Origin of the sequence: Streptomyces sp. NPDC047453 (assembly GCF_040643155.1) — a bacterium.
Taxonomy (GTDB): domain Bacteria; phylum Actinomycetota; class Actinomycetes; order Streptomycetales; family Streptomycetaceae; genus Streptomyces.
The window spans coordinates 1-16,504 of sequence record NZ_JBEYTS010000110.1; the positions used below are offsets into that span (position 1 = coordinate 1).

The 16,504-nt window shown below is 70.9% G+C and carries 10 protein-coding genes and 4 pseudogenes; 6 read left to right on the forward strand and 8 right to left on the reverse strand.

What is annotated here, in order from left to right; all coding sequences use genetic code 11:
• The 3 genes and pseudogenes from ABZ818_RS39860 to ABZ818_RS39870 form a co-directional block, all read left to right on the forward strand.
• Positions 1–155: pseudogene (locus tag ABZ818_RS39860) on the forward strand (RNA-guided endonuclease TnpB family protein); the annotation flags it as partial.
• 605 nt (positions 156–760) lie between these two features.
• A complete protein-coding gene (locus ABZ818_RS39865) occupies positions 761–2,128 on the forward strand; it encodes a diacylglycerol kinase family protein (RefSeq protein ID WP_361426386.1) in 1,368 nt (455 codons plus the stop codon).
• A pseudogene (locus tag ABZ818_RS39870) lies at positions 2,121–2,648 on the forward strand (phosphatase PAP2 family protein); the annotation flags it as partial. The gene ABZ818_RS39865 and the pseudogene ABZ818_RS39870, both read left to right, overlap by 8 nt.
• Before the next feature lie 280 nt (positions 2,649–2,928).
• Here the strand turns inward: ABZ818_RS39870 and ABZ818_RS39875 are convergent.
• Both ABZ818_RS39875 and ABZ818_RS39880 read right to left on the reverse strand, forming a co-directional pair.
• Positions 2,929–5,262 carry a glycosyltransferase gene (locus tag ABZ818_RS39875; RefSeq protein WP_361426389.1) on the reverse strand — a complete coding sequence of 778 codons (2,334 nt, stop codon included), beginning with the start codon at positions 5,260–5,262 and terminating at the stop codon, positions 2,929–2,931.
• A gap of 15 nt (positions 5,263–5,277) precedes the next feature.
• A complete protein-coding gene (locus tag ABZ818_RS39880; RefSeq protein ID WP_361426392.1) occupies positions 5,278–6,117 on the reverse strand; it encodes a hypothetical protein in 840 nt (279 codons plus the stop codon).
• A gap of 187 nt (positions 6,118–6,304) precedes the next feature.
• On the opposite strand from ABZ818_RS39880, the pseudogene ABZ818_RS39885 reads away from it, so the two are divergent.
• Positions 6,305–6,463, forward strand: a pseudogene (locus ABZ818_RS39885) (transposase); the annotation flags it as partial.
• 330 nt (positions 6,464–6,793) lie between these two features.
• Here the strand turns inward: ABZ818_RS39885 and ABZ818_RS39890 are convergent.
• From ABZ818_RS39890 to ABZ818_RS39900, 3 genes are all read right to left on the reverse strand, one after another.
• On the reverse strand, positions 6,794–7,837 hold the full coding sequence (locus ABZ818_RS39890) for an ABC transporter ATP-binding protein (RefSeq protein ID WP_361426413.1): 1,044 nt from the start codon (positions 7,835–7,837) through the stop codon (positions 6,794–6,796).
• 5 nt (positions 7,838–7,842) lie between these two features.
• Positions 7,843–9,330: an iron ABC transporter permease gene (locus tag ABZ818_RS39895; protein ID WP_361426395.1), complete on the reverse strand. Its 1,488-nt coding sequence runs from the start codon at positions 9,328–9,330 to the stop codon at positions 7,843–7,845.
• Between the two features lie 207 nt (positions 9,331–9,537).
• On the reverse strand, positions 9,538–10,584 hold the full coding sequence (locus tag ABZ818_RS39900) for an iron ABC transporter substrate-binding protein (protein WP_361426398.1): 1,047 nt from the start codon (positions 10,582–10,584) through the stop codon (positions 9,538–9,540).
• A 172-nt stretch (positions 10,585–10,756) separates the two neighbouring features.
• Here ABZ818_RS39900 and ABZ818_RS39905 point away from each other — a divergent pair, with 172 nt between their 5' ends.
• Positions 10,757–13,486, forward strand: coding sequence for an AMP-binding protein (locus ABZ818_RS39905; protein WP_361426401.1), 2,730 nt, complete (start codon positions 10,757–10,759; stop codon positions 13,484–13,486).
• A 128-nt stretch (positions 13,487–13,614) separates the two neighbouring features.
• On the opposite strand, the gene folE is transcribed toward ABZ818_RS39905, so the two are convergent.
• Both folE and ABZ818_RS39915 read right to left on the reverse strand, forming a co-directional pair.
• Positions 13,615–14,271 (reverse strand): GTP cyclohydrolase I FolE, encoded by a 657-nt coding sequence (folE, locus tag ABZ818_RS39910; protein ID WP_361426404.1) that lies wholly within the window; start codon positions 14,269–14,271, stop codon positions 13,615–13,617.
• 536 nt (positions 14,272–14,807) lie between these two features.
• A complete protein-coding gene (locus tag ABZ818_RS39915) occupies positions 14,808–15,356 on the reverse strand; it encodes a DUF2231 domain-containing protein (RefSeq protein ID WP_361426407.1) in 549 nt (182 codons plus the stop codon).
• A 120-nt stretch (positions 15,357–15,476) separates the two neighbouring features.
• Between ABZ818_RS39915 and ABZ818_RS39920 the strand changes: the two genes are divergently transcribed.
• A complete protein-coding gene (locus ABZ818_RS39920) occupies positions 15,477–16,232 on the forward strand; it encodes a transcriptional regulator (protein ID WP_361426410.1) in 756 nt (251 codons plus the stop codon).
• 139 nt (positions 16,233–16,371) lie between these two features.
• On the opposite strand, the pseudogene ABZ818_RS39925 reads toward ABZ818_RS39920, so the two are convergent.
• Positions 16,372–16,504: pseudogene (locus ABZ818_RS39925) on the reverse strand (IS3 family transposase); the annotation flags it as partial.

Below are 16,504 nucleotides of genomic sequence, written 5' to 3' on the forward strand. Positions count from 1 at the left end.
TCCTTTCGGAACGTACCTACACGTGCACCGCGTGCGGAGCCGTCTCGCCCAGAGACAAGAACTCCGCATCCGTGATGCTCGTCCGGGCTGGTCTGGACCCGGCTGGTGCTGAGGGCATAAGACCTCCTGGAGCGCTGCTCCAGGGGGCTGCCTGAGCCAGGAATCCCCCGCCTTCAGGCGAGGGAGCAGTCAAAGCGACGAGCCCAATCGGATCGCAGCCTGACTACCTGTGCGGTGGATCCCTGGTTGCAAAGAGCAGGTATCCACCACACTCCTGGCCAACTCGAACGAGGTGTCGCCGGGCAGACCGGAGGGTCAGCAGTGTCCCGCCGCAGCAGCCCGGCCCCAACGTTCATCGGAATCGCCATCAAGGTCGGCACCAACCAACGTGACGCGCTACCTCAAGGAAGCCCAGCGTGCGGGTCAGTGCATCCCAGACCCTGCGGACACTGCGCATCTCCGCCGGGATGCACATCCCACCCGAGCCCTATACCTCACGGACGAACAGCCGAACATCCGACAACGTCCCCGCGAACCCTGAGCAGGCCGAGCCGTTCACGGCCGCTGGGGGTAGTAGCCGGGGCCGGCCTACGGCGCGGGGCGGGTATCGAATTCGGCCCACCACCCCGCACGCAGTACGACGGGGCGCGGGCCGCCGCACCCCCTCCTACATTGGGAATCGGCCCGGCAGCATCGTGCTGCGCGCGCAGGACCGTGGACCGTCCGGCGGCGAGAGGGCGGCGGAGAGAGAGGAGCAGCGATGGGCACCAGCCACGGCCCCACCACCCCCGCCCGCCTGTTGGCCTGGGCGGCAGTGCTGTGCTTCGCGGCCGGGATCGCGGTCCTCGTCATCGCGGCGGAGCTGCGCGGCGTCGTGGTGCTGCTGGTTGCCCTGGCCGGCCTGGTGGTCGCGGCCGCGGGTGTGTGGTGGGGACTGGCCCACCGTGGCGCCGTGCGGCTCCTCGGTGTGCTGCTTGCAGTGGCTGCCCCGGTGACCGTGGTGCTGCTCGTGGCGGGGAGCGGGCTGTGGCCCGTGGTGCTGGCCACGGCCGTGCTGTGGACCGGGGCCCAGGGCTGTTCGCGGGCGGCGTTACAGCAGGAGCACCTGCACGCCGGCGGCATGCGGGGCCGCCCCGGAAAGCCACTCCACCACCCCGTGCTGATCATGAACCCGAAGTCCGGTGACGGCAAGGTGGGCAGGTTCGGGCTGGTGGAGAAGGCTGAGGCACTCGGCTGCCGGGTGATCCTGCTCAACACCAGCGCGCAGCAGGATCTCGCCGCCATCGCGCGCCGCGCCGTCGCGGACGGCGCCGACCTGCTCGGGGTCGCCGGCGGGGACGGCACGCAGGCGCTGGTCGCCGCCGTCGCCGCACAGCACGGCCTCCCGTTCCTGGTGATCCCGGCCGGGACCCGCAACCACTTCGCCCTGGACCTCGGCCTGGACCGAGCCGACCCCTCGCGCGCGCTGGAGGCGCTGACGGACGGCGTTGACCTGCGGATCGACCTCGGCGACGTGTCCGGGCGCGTATTCGTGAACACCGCCTCATTCGGCGCCTACGCCGAGATCGTGCAGCGGCCCGAGTACCGGGACGCCAAGGCCGCGACCGCGCTTGCCGAGCTTCCCGACCTGCTGACGGGCTACACCGGGGCCCGCCTGACCGCGCAGGCCGAGGGCACCCGTCTGGACGACCCGCAAGCCCTGCTGGTGAGTAACAACCCGTACGCGACCGGGCAGGTCCTGGAGGCCGGTCGCAGGCCGCGGCTCGACGGTGGTGTCCTTGGCCTGCTGGCCGTGCACGTGGCCGGCGCGGCGCAGGCCGCGGACTTCGCCCTGCGCGGCGAGCGGTCGGATGCCGTGACCGTGCTGACGCCCCATGAGGTGACGGTGACGGCCGACGCCGAGCGCATCCCCATCGCCCTGGATGGTGAGGCACTGACCATGGAGGCCCCCGTGCACTGCAGCATCACCCCGGGCGCCCTTCACGTCCGCGTGCCCCGCCACCGCCCCGGCGCGCCTCCCGCACCACGCGTGGAGTGGCGGGGCATCGGGCGGATCGCTCTGGGCCGGCCGAGCCAGGCGCCCTCTCCGGCCGCAGTTGCGAAGCGAGCGGCGGTGGCGTGTGGATGAGCGCACCCGCGTTCGGCGCGTCGTCCGGGACCTGATCGCCATCGACCGGGCGGTTTACGTGGCGAGCGCGGCCACGCCCGCTCCGGAGCTGGACGCCGCCCTGCGGCGGCTCTCCGCAGCGGCAGACCACTCGAAGATCTCGTTCGTGATCGCCGGGATACTCGCGCTGCGCCCGGGTGCGCCGCGCCGGGCTGCCCTGGTCGGGGCCGCGGCGATCGGCTCCGCCTCGGCGAGCGCCAACCTACTGGGCAAGGTCCTCGCCCGACGCCCCCGCCCGGACCGGGACGCCGGCCAAGTGCCGTTGGCCCGACACGTGCCCATGCCAGCCTCCGCGTCGTTCCCCTCCGGGCACTCCGCGTCCGCGTTCGCCTTCGCCACGGCCGTCAGCACGGAGCTGCCGTGGGCGGCGGCTCCGCTGGACCTGCTGGCGACCGCGGTGGCGTACTCGCGGGTCCACACCGGGGTGCACTACCCGGCGGACGTTGTCGCGGGCGCGCTGCTGGGGATGATCTGCGCCAGCGCGGTCGTGGGCGCGCAGCGCGTCCTGCTCCCGCAGTCATACGCGGCGGGCATGTGGTGCGCACCCGCCTGCCGGACGCGAAGTGCCGGGTGTTCACCACGCTGCGCACGGACGTGCCTTCCCGGCCGGTGCTGCGAACACCGGTCTTGCTCGGTGACCTGTCGATCACCCGGGAAGGTACGTCCTTCCCGAGCCGATCCACAGGTCCTCAGCATTGCTCGATAACCGATAACCAGCACATCGGTGCCCGTTCCGAGGCTCGGACCACCGTGCCCTCAGTTCAGTACCACTGCGGTGTCTCGTGCGGTGTGGGCTGCCGGAAGCCGTTGGGGGGTGGCGGTTGCGGAAGGCCGTTGTAGGGAGCCTGTTGTTGGAGGGCGTCGTACGGTGCAGGCTGTGGATGGCCCTCGTACGGTGTCGGCTGCGGAAGGCCGGGCTCCTGCGGGGTGAGGTCTTTGCGGGGTGCCTCAGTTCCCGCTGGGGCTTGCAGGCTGCCGTACCGCTCCATGCGCTGCCACCGCAGCCGTGAGCCCGACACGGCGGTGAAGACGGACTGGATCACCACCAGGTACATCAGTTGACGGTAGACGAACTGCTGCAGCGGAAGGCTCCACAGCGGGCCCGGGCGTTCTCCGTCCAGGCGGAACGCGTACAGGCCCATCATGAGTTGCAGCAGCAGGAAGGCGAGCCACAGCCCGATGATGCGCACCGGGTCGAGGAAGACCAGCCCGTACAGGGCGAAGACGTCCACGACGGGCGCGAGCAGGGGCAGCAGCACCTGGAAGAACAACAGATAGAGCAGGCCTCGACGGCCCAGTTTTCCGCCCGGGCCGCGCTGCACCAGCGCGCCGCGGTGCTTCCACATCGCCTGCAGGGTGCCGTAGCACCAGCGGTACCGCTGCCGCCACAGGGCGTTGAGGGACGCGGGCGCCTCGGTCCAGGCCCTCGCGCCCTCCTCGTACACCACGCGCCAGCCGTCTCGGCACAGCGCCATGGTCAGGTCGGTGTCCTCGGCGAGGGTGACGTCGCTGACGCCACCGAGGTCCAGCAGCGCCCGGCGGCGGAACGCGCCGACCGCGCCGGGCACCGTCGGCATGCATTCGGCGAGGTCGAACAGGCGGCGGTCGAGGTTGAACCCGACCACGTACTCGATGTGCTGCCAGCGGCCCAGCAGACCACCGCGGTTGACAACCTTGGCGTTGCCCGAGACGGCACCCACGCGCGGGTCGGCGAAGGGCTGCACGATCGTGCGGATGGTGTCGGGTTCGAAGACCGTGTCACCGTCGACCATGACCACCAGGTCCCAGGTGGCGGCGGCGAGGCCGGTGTTGAGCGCGGCGGGCTTTCCCGCGTTCTGCTGCCGGATCACCCGCACCGGCAGGCGGAGCGATTCCACCAGGTCGGCAGTGCCGTCGGTCGAACCGTCGTCCACCACGATGATCTCGACCGGGTGGTCCGAGCCGAGCAGTGAAAGCACGGCTGCCTCGATCCCGGCGCTCTCGTTGTACGCGGGGACGATGACAGTGACCGGCTCGGTCACCGGCGGCCCCCAGGACCGGCCAAGTTCGGTCCGCAGGCGCCGGTGCCGCCGGGCGGCGATCAGCACGACCACCGCGCGCAGCACGCTGAGCACTCCGGCCGCGTACATCACCAGGCCCAGCAGCCACACGACCCAGTCGCCGCCCTGCAGCACCTTGATGAGGGCCAGCCCTTGCAGATGGTCGCCGAGCCCGGCGGGCCGGACGGGTGCGGCCATGCCGACCGCATCGGAGACCGTCGCAAACTTGAAGCTCTGTTCCTTGAGCCGTGGTATTAGGGACCTCAGTGCGGCGACGGTCTGGGACCGGTCACCGCCGGCGTCGTGCATCAGCACGATCTGCCCGGCGTGGCCGCGCGGTGTCGCACGGGCGATGATGCGCTCCACACCGGGACGCTGCCAGTCCTCGGCATCCTGGGTGGTGAGCACCGTGACATAGCCTGTCGCGTTGGCCTGCTTGAGGACGGACCAGGCGGCGTCGTCCAGCGCGTCGTTCTCCGAGGAGTACGGCGGCCTGAGCAGCGAGGTGGTGACCCCCGCGGCGCCGGCCACCGCCAACTGCGTCTCGCGCAGCTCCAGGGAACGTTGCCATGGAGCGAGGCGGGCCAGGTCGGGATGGGTGAAGGCGTGGATGCCGATCTGGTGGCCGTCAGCGACGATCCGGCGGACCAGTTCCGGGTGGGCGACGGCTTGGGTTCCGAGGATGAAGAAGGTCGCGTGCACGTGGTTGCGGCGCAACACCTCCAGGATCCGTGGTGTCCAGACGGGGTCCGGGCCGTCGTCGAAGGTCAACGCGACAGTACGGGCCTTCACCTGGGCGGTGTGCGGAGAGGTGGCGGCCTTCGCGATCACGGGGCCACCGTGGATCACCTGGCTGGGCACTGTGGCATTCCGGCCCCGGACGTCGGTCACGTTGTCGGATGCGATACCGAACATGTGGTGGGTGTAGCCCTGCAGCAGCAGGGCCGTCGACAGGGTCACCACGAGCACGCTCAGCAGCAGCCAATGGGTGCGGGGTGTGACCTGGCGGGTACGGCTGCGGCGACGAGGAGTGTAGTGGCGTCTGCGGTTGGTCACGTCAGGGGCCTTGGATCACTTCACTGGGTTGTGGGACGAGCCGATCGCGCGACCCTTGGAGGTGGTGGGCCTGGAGGCGGGCTTGGAGGCGTGCTTGGAGGTGGGGGCGGCGGTCGGGGCCGAGGTCGGAGACGCGATGGCGGCGCGTGCCGCGGTAGGCGCGGGTGTGGCCGCAAGAGTGGCGGAGGCTGTCGACCGGTCGGTGGAGCCGGAAGGCTTTTGCGCCCCCGTGGGGCGGGAGTTCTTCTGCACCGCGGTAGGGCTCACACCCCCCGCGGAGTGGCCGGTCCCGGGGGAGGCGTCGGACGCGGTCACCCGAGGCGTGGTCGGGTGCGCGGAGTCCGGCTGCGGGACGAACGGGGCGCTGAGGCTCGGGCCGCCAACCACGGTGCTGATCAGCAGGGCGATGTAGCCGCCGGCGGGGATCACCAACAGGCGGGCGGCGCGCAGCACGCGGCGCTGGCGTCGCCCCGAGGAATCGACGAAGACGGGCCGCACCGACTCGCGCTTCGGCGTGCCCAGTCCTGGTACGGAAGGGCCTGGCATGTCGAGTTCTGGAGGCGGAACGGTGAGGACGTCTCCATGGGGAGCGTCCCGCGCCGTGGCGGGCCCGGCTCCGGTGGCGTGCAGATGCGTCCCGGTGGCGTAGGAGACTGTCCCTCCCGCATAGGCGTTACCCGTCGGGTACGTCCATTGCGCGAGTTCCGGGTCCCAGGACCTCGTGGCCGTGTCGGTGGTGGCGCTGCCGCGGTGCTCGTAGCTGCCGCTGTACTCGTAGCCGTAGTCGTACGCGTACCCGACGCCACCGTACGGATCCTCGCCGTATGCTCCGCCGCTCTCGTCCGTCCACTGCACGAGTCGTGTCTCCTGTCCTGGCCGACCGACGCAGTCGTCCACTTGGTAAGAGCAATTTCGGCCGGATGTGTTACACCTCGACCGACACAGCGAACCTCCCCCTTGATCGTGGACACCTGGAGACTGGGACGTGAGGTTCCGGAGAAAGTAGTGCCGGGCGGGAAGCAAGAGCAACCGCAGCAGGCGGTACACGGAGGAGTTCGAACGGGACACGGTCGCGCTCGTTCGCTCCTCAGGGAAGACCGTCACTGAGATGGCCCAGGAGCGCGGGGTCGGCGCCGAGAGGCTGCGGAACTGGGTCAAGCAGGACACGATCGACCGTGGGCAGGGGTGCCGGGAGAGCTGACGACGGTCGAGCGCGAACCTCCAGCAGTGCGGCCCGTGCGGCCCACCTCGTGCTGGATGCTGGCTCGGCACCCTTCCAGTTCGTCCACTGCAGGTCCTGACCTGCAGGCACCCGAGAGACCGCCACGATAGGTGGCGGGCGCCACGCCGATCGACAGACCTGCGGGCTGGGGTCTCTCTGCAACGGCCTGCGGCCGCACTTCAGGGGGCACCCAAGAACGCCCCCCATTGGTCGACGCGGTCGATGGCTGCGGCGACCGGCATGTCGCAGTCGGCGATCTCCCGGCTCTGCGCGATCTGCCGTCGGGCCCTGTGTCCGGGCGGCTCGGAGTCAGGGGTGGAGGGCTGCCTCGCCCATGACGCGGACGCCCGTGTTCTCCCCGGGGCGTACCGGTACCGAGCCCGCGATCCGGATGTCGACTGGGGTGTCGTGGCCCTCGACGGCCACGGTGACCATGGCGTCGTGGCCGTAGTAGCGGACGTCGGTGACCGTGCCCCGGGCCGTGTCGTCGGAGTCCGGGGCGGTCAGCCGGAGTTGTTCGGGGCGGAGCAGGATCGTGCCGACCCGGAGTCCGTTGGAGGAGGGGGTGAGGGGCACGGGACCGAGGGGGGTCAGGGCCGTGCCGTCGTCGTCGACGGTGCCGGGAAGCAGTACGGCTTCACCGACGAAGCGGGCGACCCAGGGGTCGGCGGGGCGTCGATAGAGGTCCTGCGGGGTGTCGCACTGGGCGACCTCGCCGTCGCGTACGACGGCGACGAGGTCGGCGGTGGACAGGGCCTCCTGCTGGTCGTGGGTAACGAGCAGGGCCGTCGCGCCCGTGGCCCGCAGCGCTGCCCGAACGTCTGCCCGCACGCCGGCTCGCAGCGCGCTGTCCAGCGCGTTGAACGGCTCGTCCAGCAGCACCAGTTGGGGTCTGGGGGCGAGTGCGCGGGCCAGCGCGACCCGCTGTTGCTGGCCGCCGGACAGCTCGTGCGGCATGCGGTCGCCGTACCCGGCGAGGTCGACCAGTTCCAGCAGTTCCCCGGTGCGGCGCCGCCGTTCGCCGCGGTCGGCGCCGGTCAGTCCGAAGGCGACGTTGCGGGCCACGTTCAGGTGGGGGAAGAGGGCGCCCTCCTGGGGCACGATGCCGATCCGGCGCCGCTCCGGCGGGAGGTGGAGGCCGGGCCCGCCGAGGAGCCGGTCGCCGAGCCGGACGGTGCCGGCGTCGGCGCGCAGGAAGCCGGCGACGATCCGCAGCAGGGTCGTCTTGCCGCAGCCGGAGGGGCCCAGGACAGCGGCCAGTGCCCCTGCCCGGACGGTGAGTTGGAGGCTGCGCAGGACCGGTTCTCCGGCTCCGTAGGACTTGGTGAGCCCTTCGATGTGCAGTTCGTTCATGTCGTTCATGTCCCGTGTCTGCCTAGGAGGTAGGAGGGTACGGCGGCCAGCAGGATCAGCGCGGCGGCGTAGGGGGCGGCGGCCGCGAAGGATCCCGCGCCGGTCTCGGTCCACAGTCGGGTGGCGAGGGTGTCCATGCCGGTGGGGCGCAGCAGGAGGGTAGCGGGGAGTTCCTTCATGCAGACCACGAAGGTGAGCGCGGCCCCGGCGGCCACACCGGGCGCGGCGAGCGGCACGGTGACCTCGCGCAGCACCTGCCACGGCCGCCGCCCGAGGGACCGGGCCACGTCGTCCAGGACGGGCGGCGCCTGGAGGACGGCGGCGCGGGTTGCGGCCACCGCGACAGGCAGGAACAGCGCGGCGTACGCGCCGATGAGCAGCGGGAGTTGCTGGTAGAGGGGGTAGGCGTAGCGGACCGCGAAGAAGACCAGCGCGAGGGCGACCGTGATGCCGGGCAGCGCGTGCCCGGCGTACGCGGCCTGCTCCAGCAGGCGGGCACCGCGCCCCCGGTGCCGGGCGGCGATCACGCCGACCGGCAGGGCGAGGAGCGTGGTGAGGGCGGCGCCCGCGGCGGCGACGCCGAGGGTGGCCCAGGCCGTCTGTGCGAGCCCGCCCAGGTCCCAGGTGGCCGAACTGCCGACGGCCAGCCAGTACCCGAGGACGGCCAGGGGGAAGACCACGGCGACGGCCACCACCGCCGCGCACCACAGCAGGGCCAGCGACCGCCAGCGGCCGAGGGCGACGGGGACCACCGGGCGGGCGGTGCCCCTTCCGGTCCTGGTGTGCCCGACCCGGCCGCGCGTACGGGCCTCGGCGGCGACCAGGGCGACCGTCATCACCACCAGCACCACGCTGAGCGCGGCCGCCGGGGTGCGATCGAAGGAGGCGCGGTAGGAGGTGTGGATGGCCCGGGTGAACGTGTCGTACCGCATCAGCGAGACTGCGCCGAAGTCGGAGAGCGTGTACAGCGCGACGAGCAGGGCACCGCCGCCGGCCGCCGGCCGCAGTTGGGGCAGGGTGACCCGGACGAACGTCCGCAGCGGCCCGTGCCCCAGTGAGCGCGCGGCCTCCTCCTGCGCCGGGTCGATGCCGCGCAGCGCGGCGGTGACCGGCAGGAGGATGTACGGAAAACTGACCAGCGTCATCGCGAGCGCGGCTCCGCCGAACCCCGCGAGCCCGGGCGCTGCCGACAGCCAGGCGAACGCGGTGACGTAGCTGGGCACGGCGAGCGGCAGGGTGGCCAGTACCGACCAGGCACGGGCCCCGGGCAGAGCGGTGCGCACGGTCAGCCAGGCCAGCGAGACCCCCAGCACCAGACAGGCCGCCACGACCACGGCGGTCAGGCCGAGGCTACGGCCGAGGAGGTCCCGGGTGCGCGGGTCGGAGACGACGTCCCAGGCGAAGGCAGGGCCGCGCTCCAGGGCGCGGACGGCGAGGTAGCCGAGGGGCAGCAGGGCGAAGACGGCGGCCAGGCAGGCGGGTACGAGTAGCACCAGGGGGGGCCTCCGGCCGGCCTTACCTCCGCTTCCTGGCGTACGCGCCCTTTCAGGCAGGGGCAGGCGGAAGGAACGAGCCGAGCGTGCGGGCCGGGCCGGGCTGCCCTGACCCGGCCCCTCTGCACGCTCGCGGCGGTCACGCCCGGCCGGGGCAGGGGCTCCGGCCGGGCGCTCGGTGGTGGACGGCGGTGTGTGCACAGCAGGTCAGACCAGACCCTGGTCCTGAAGCATGGTCAGCGTCTCCTGCAGGGACTCCAGCTTGCCCAGGTCGATGTCGGGGGACTCGAGCGATTCGAACGGCGGCAGGTCCTTCACCGAGTTGGTGACACCCGCGGCCAGCGGGTACTCCTTCGTCTCGTCCGCGAAGTAGGTCTGCGCCTTCTTCGACAGCAGGAAGTCCAGGGCCTTCTGGGCGGTCTCGCTCTGCCCGCTGTCCTTGAGGATGCCCGCGCCCGCGACGTTGATCAGCGCGCCGGGGTCCTTGCCGGGCAGGAAGTGCAGCTTGGTGGCGACCTTGTCCTCGCCCTTCTCGGCCACTCGCTCGTACCAGTAGTAGTGGTTGACCAGGCCGAGGGAGATCTCGCCGGACTCGACGGCGTCCAGGGTGGCGAGGTTGTGGGCGTAGGCCTTGGCCCCGTTCGCCTTCAGGCCCTTGAGCCAGGTGCGGGTGGTGTCGTCGCCCTTGAGGACCCGCATCCCGGTGACGAAGGCCTGGAAGGAGGCGTTGGTGGGCGCGAAGCCGACCTTGTCCTTCCATTCCGGCTTGACGACGTCGAGGACGCTGTCGGGGAGTTCGTCCTTGCGGACCTTGTCCGGGTTGTACGCGATGACGCGGACGCGTCCGGAGAGGCCGACCCAGTCGCCGTCGGAGCCGCGGTACGCCTTGTCGACCTTGTCGAGGGTGGCCGGCGGCAGCTTCTGCAGTATGCCCTGCTTGGACAGGGCGCCAAGCGCGCCGGCGTCCTGGGAGAAGAACAGGCCCGCCTTCGTGCGGCGGCCCTCCTCCAGGATCTGGGCGGCGAGTTCGGCGCTGTCGCCGTAGCGCACCTCGACCTTGTTGCCGACCGCCTTCTCCAACTCGTCCAGAAGCGGCTTGACCAGCTTCTCGTTGCGGCCGGAGTAGATGACGAGGGCGGAGTCCCCGTTCCCGGCTCCGGCGCTGCCGTCGTCGGAGCCGCAGGCGGCGAGGGCGGGGAGCAGCAGACCGGCCGCGGCCAGCGCGGTGATCTGGCGCGCCGAGAGGCGTCGCATCGTGTGGTGCCTTCCTGCCACGGCTTGCCGATGCGCCGCTGGTCACGTCGACGGAAAGCGGGCGGCGAAGCACTGCGTTGACTTGTTCTTGACCATGTTATTAATAAGGTAAACCTTACCTAACCGTCAAGCTGTCATTGCAAGCGGACGTTGCCAGAAAGGGCGCGCCCTCGTGATTCACCCGTCCCAGCCCCTCGCGGCTCCGCCCGCCGCCCCCTCCCTCGTCCGGTCCATCTCGGATCCGCTCCCGCCGTCCGACGTACCCTGCCCGCACGGAGTGCCGCTGCCCGTGCGGCCGGACGGTGTGCCCTTCGCGCGCGAACTCGCCGCGTACGGCGACCGCTTGGCGCTCATCACCCCTGAGGGAGAGCTGTCGTACCGCGAGCTGGCCGAGCGGGTGGCCGCCACCGCGGAGCGCCTCGGTTCCGCACGACGGCTGGTGCTGCTGGCCGGCGCCAACAGGACCGACGCGCTCGTCACGCACCTGGCCGCACTGTCCGCCGGGCACCCCGTCCTGCTGGTCCCCGGGGACAACGAGAGCACGATCCGCTCACTGACCCAGGCATACGCCCCCGACGTCGTGGCCGGCCCGGACGCCGACGGAGTGTGGACCCTGCATGAACAGCACCGCGAGAGCGTCCACACCCTCCACCCGGACCTCGCTCTGCTGCTGAGCACCTCCGGCTCCACCGGCTCGCCCAAGCTGGTGCGCCTGTCTCAGGAGAACCTGCAGGCCAACGCCGAGTCCATCGCCACGTACCTCGGCATCGACGACACAGACCGGGCGGCCACCACACTGCCCCTGCACTACTGCTACGGCCTGTCCGTCATCCACAGTCATCTGATGCGTGGCGCGGGGCTCGTCCTCACCGAGCGGTCGGTGTCCGACCCGGCCTTCTGGGAGGAGTTCCGCGCAGCCCGCGGCACCTCGCTGGCCGGGGTGCCGTACTCCTTCGATCTGCTCGACCGCGTCGGCTTCGAGCGGATGGAGCTGCCGCACCTGCGCCGCGTCACCCAGGCCGGCGGCCGGCTCGCACCCGAACGCGTCGTGCGATACGCCGAGTTGGGCCGCCGCTCGGGCTGGCAGTTCTTCGTGATGTACGGCCAGACCGAGGCCACGGCCCGGATGGCCTACCTCCCACCGCACCTCGTGGCCGAACACCCCGGGACCGTCGGCGTGCCGATTCCCGGCGGTTCATTCCGGCTGCGGCCGGTCGAGGAACACGGTCCGGACACCGGTGAACTCGTCTACTCGGGGCCGAACGTGATGCTCGGATACGCGCGGGGCCCGGCCGACCTCGCCCTCGGCCGAACCGTGCGGGAACTGCACACCGGCGACCTCGCCCGGCGCACACCCGACGGGCTCTACGAAATCGTGGGCCGCCGTGCCCGCTTCGCCAAGATATTCGGGCTGCGCATAGACCCGCAGCGCGTCGAAACCGTGCTGGAGCAGCACGGGGTCACCGCGTACTGCGCGGCGGACGGCGAGGCTCTGGCCGTGTGTGCCCTCGGCGCCGCCGGTGAGGAGACGCGGATCCAGCGGCTGGTCGCGGCCGAGTGCGGGCTCCCCGCTCGCGTCGTACGGGTCCGGGGCCTGGCCCGGCTTCCCTGCCTGGCCACGGGCAAGCCCGACTACGAGGCCGTGCGCCGCCTGACGCGCCCTGCGGAGGAGGAGTCGGTGCCCGCGCCCGGTGAGGACCTCCGCCGCCTCTACGCAGAGATCCTCGACCACGCCGATGTCAGCGAGGACAGCAGCTTCGTCGGTCTCGGCGGAGACTCACTGTGCTACGTCGAGCTGTCCCTGCGCCTGGAGGAGGCGCTGGGCCGGCTGCCCGTCGACTGGCACACGAGCACGATCCGCGAGCTGCGGGCCCTGGCGGCGCCGGCGCCTGAGCGACCGGACGAACGAGACGCACAGGACGCACAGGACGCTCGGGACGCGCTGGAGCCGCGGCGGGCCCGGCCGGCCTCCGGACTGCGGAAAGCGCTGCGGTCCTGGACCACGCCGGACTCATGGCGAACCCTCCGCACCCTGGAGACCAGCATCGCCCTGCGCGCCGTCGGGATCGTCTGCATCGTCGGCTCGCACATCCCGCTCTTCGACCTCAGGGGCTTCGCCCACGTCCTCGTCGGCGTCGCGGGCTACAACTTCGCCCGCTTCCAACTGACCGACGCCGGGCGCCGCGAGCGCGTACGGCGCCTGTGGCGCAGCATCGCCCGTATCGCCATACCGAGCATGGTGTGGATCACCGGCGCGGTAGTGCTGACCGACTTCTACGAGCCGGCCAACGCCCTGCTGCTCAACAGCCTGCTCGGCCAGACGACCGACCGCTTCGAGTGGGCCTACTGGTTCGTGGAGGCCCTGGTCCACTTCCTGGTGGTCCTCGCCGTCCTCCTGGCCATACCGCTGCTGGACCGGCTGGAGCGACGGTACGCCTTCGGAGTGCCGCTGACGCTCATGGGCATCGGCCTGATCGGCCGCTACGACCTGCTGGGTCTGGATCCCGGTCGCCCCTATCTGAGTCCCACCGTGGTCTTCTGGCTGTTCGCGCTGGGGTGGGCGGCAGCGCGGGCACGCACGGCCGGGCAACGGGCCCTGTTGACGGCGGTGCTGCTGCTCACCGTGCCAGGCCTGTTCCAGGATCAGCCGTTGCGCACCACCATCGTGATCGCCGGTCTGGTGCTGCTGATCTGGGTGCCGACGCTGCCCAGCCTCGCCCCGCTCAACGCGCTCGCGGGTGTCCTGGCGAGCGCCACGCTCTACATCTACCTGACGCACTACCAGGTCTATCCACACCTCGAGGACGACTTCCCACTCACCGCCCTGTTCGCCTCCCTCGCGGTCGGCGTCGGCTACGGGGCGGTCGTGACCCGGGTGAAGCGGAGAATCCGGCGGCTGTGACCGGGAGCGAGCGGCCGGGACTTCCCGATCAGCTCAGTTCCACCACACGTCCGCGCCCAGCAGTCCGGCGGCGGCGCGCAGCCGTGGTCTTCCGATGTCGGGCCGGGCTGTGTGCGGCGTTGCTGGGTTCAGGAGGCCGCGCTGGTGAGGGCGAGGAACTCGCTGCGGGAGCGGGCGTCGGTGCGCAACAGGCCGAGGAGGGTGGAGGTCATGGTGCTGGAGCCGGTGGCCTGGACGCCCCGCAGGGTCATGCAGGTGTGCTCGGCCTCGATGACCACGCCGGCGCCCTTGGGCTCCAGGTGCGTCTGCAGCCAGTCGGCGATCTGCTTGGTCAGGCGTTCCTGGACCTGCGGGCGGCAGGCGAAGTGCTCGACGACACGGGCCAGCTTCGAAAGGCCCAGGATGCGGGCACCGGGCAGGTAGCCGACGTGGGCGGTGCCGACGAACGGCAGCAGATGGTGCTCGCACACCGACCGGACGGGTATGCGGCGGGCCAGGACGAGTTCGTCGTAGCCCTCGTCGTTGGGGAAGGTGGTCAGGTCGAAGGGGCGCGGGCTGAACAGTTCGGCGTAGGCGCGGGCCATCCGGCCCGGTGTGCCGCGCAGGCTCTCCGGGGCGGTGGAGATGCCGAGTGCCTCAAGGAACTGGCCGGCCGCTTCTTCCGCCGTGGCCAGGTCGATGCCGCCGGGTTCGTGGACCACCCGCAGGGCGGGCCGTGCGGGTGGCGTTCCTTCCTTGTCGTACGCATCTATGCGGTCGGTGGCGGGGTGCGGGCGCTCGGTCATGTCAGCTGCCCCCGATGCCCAGGGCAGTGAGCAGGACCAGGATGAGGGTGACCACGGCGAGCGGGCCGTGTGCCAGCACCACTGCCAGGGGGAAGTGCCGTTCGGCAGGCACGGCCTCCTCGGCTCCTTGAGCGGCTGCGTTGGCCGGTGCCGTCCCGGCCGTGGCGCGGTCGCGATAGAGGAGGGATCCAGCGGGCCAGCATCACGAATCCCAGCAGGGCGACCGGTAGTAGCAGGCCGAACGCGGTCCAGGCCAGGGCGGTCGTGTCGGCTGCGACATAGATGATCCAGACGATCAGGCCGATCGCGGCCAGGGCGAAGTGCCCGAAGAGGACAGGGGCGGGCAGGCGGCTGGTACCGGATTGCTGCTGACGGATTCCGCCACGTCGGATCCAGGTACCGAGCAAGTAGAAGCCGCCGAGGGCGGTGACCACCCAGGTGATCAGTGCGGCGATGTCCATGGGGAACTCCCGAGTGATGACGATGCCGGAGGCAGCCGGAGGGCACCGGCCGCCGTTGGGGGTGCGCGGGCCGGGTCACACGGCGGAGCGGTCATCCCTCGCGCTGCGGCCGGGTGTGTATCCCTCGGCCTGGGTGCTCTCGTCAGCGACCCGCACGCCGTAGCGGTAGGCGAGTTTGCCGCCCAGGAACCCCGAGACGCCCAGGGCCGCCAGGCTGACCGCGGAAAGGATGAGCTTGCCGAGGCCGACACTCCCGCCGCCGGTGTGGATGCTGTATCGGCACAGGAAGTTGACGGCGTAGACGGCGGTGACCAGCAGGTTAAGCGTCATGTGGACCAGGGCGGTGCGAAAGGCCGGGGTGCCGGTAGGAATCGCGAACAGGTCGAGGAATCCGGTGATCGCCGCCAGCAGGGCTCCGATCACGCCCATGGCGATCAGCCACTGCGAGCCCTGGGTCAGAAAGCCCGGACGGTGTACGAGGTGCGAAGCGATGTCGAATACCAGGCTGGTCACCCAGGCGCCGATCGGCACGGTCACCAGGATCGGGTGGAACGGGTGGCCGTACGGGCCGGCGAGCGAGGCACTGACGGGACGCTTCGCCTGAAGCTGAGACTCACTGGCCATCGCAACCTCCCAAGGTTTCGCCAATAAGTCTTGGTCTTATTCAGCGGCGACGTCAAGAGGCGCAGCAAGCGCAGCCAAAGGAACACTTGCGCCCACGCAGATGGGAGTTACTGTGGTCTTGTGGCTTCCGACCAGACTCGACAGCAGGCCGACGCGGTGAACACCGCCATCGAGTCCGTCAGCGTTCTGAGCGAGGATTCACGGCGGCGCATGTTCGCCTTCGTCCGGCGCGCCGGCCGCGCCGTGACCCGCGACGAGGCCGCGGCCAGTGTCGGCATTTCCCGCAAGCTCGCGGCCTTCCATCTCGACAAGCTGGTCGACGTCGGCTTGCTGCGCGCGCGTTACGAGACGCCGGGCGGGATTCGCAGGGTCGGCAGGCGGCCGAAGGTGTATGAGCCCACCGACGCCCAAATCACCGTGAGCATCCCTGACCGGCGCCACGAACTCCTTGCGGATCTTCTTTTGGACGCCGTCCTGACCGCGGGCGCCGACGAAAACGCCGCGCAGGCAGCGGTGCGGACGGCTGAGCAGCGAGGCCGGCGGATGGGGGAGGCCGCGCGGGAGGAGATCCGCCCGGGGCGTCTTGGTCCGGAGCGTGGGCTGACCGCCTGCGAGGGGTTGTTGGAGGAGTACGGCTACGAACCGTTCCGCGAAGCCCCCACCCGGCTCAGGCTGCGCAACTGCCCGTTCCACCCGTTGGCCGCCAAGGCCCCCGGCCTGGTATGCGGCATGAACCAGGCCTTTCTCAGCGGCTACCTCGACGGCCTTCAGGTCGGCGGAGTTCAAGCCGTTCTCGCCCCCGAGCCGGGGGAATGCTGCGTCCGGCTTTCCCCCAACGGCACCGATGGTGGTGACCACATGGCGCGAGACGGCTGACGGGACGCTGCCCTGAAGTTCCCCCGTGATCGTGGACAGCGGATGGTTACGCTGCGGGGGCGAGGTCTTGTGCTGTCAGGGCCCTGGTTTCGACCGGGGTGACGTATCCGTAGACGGGATGCTTCCGCAGGCGCGTGCGGTTGTACTCGACCTCGATGAAGCGAAAGACGTCGGCGCGAGCCGCCTCGTGGGATGCCCAGATCGTGGTGCCGATCTCCGCTTTCAACAGTCCGAAAAAGCTCTCAGCTGCGGCGTTATCGTAACATGAGCCC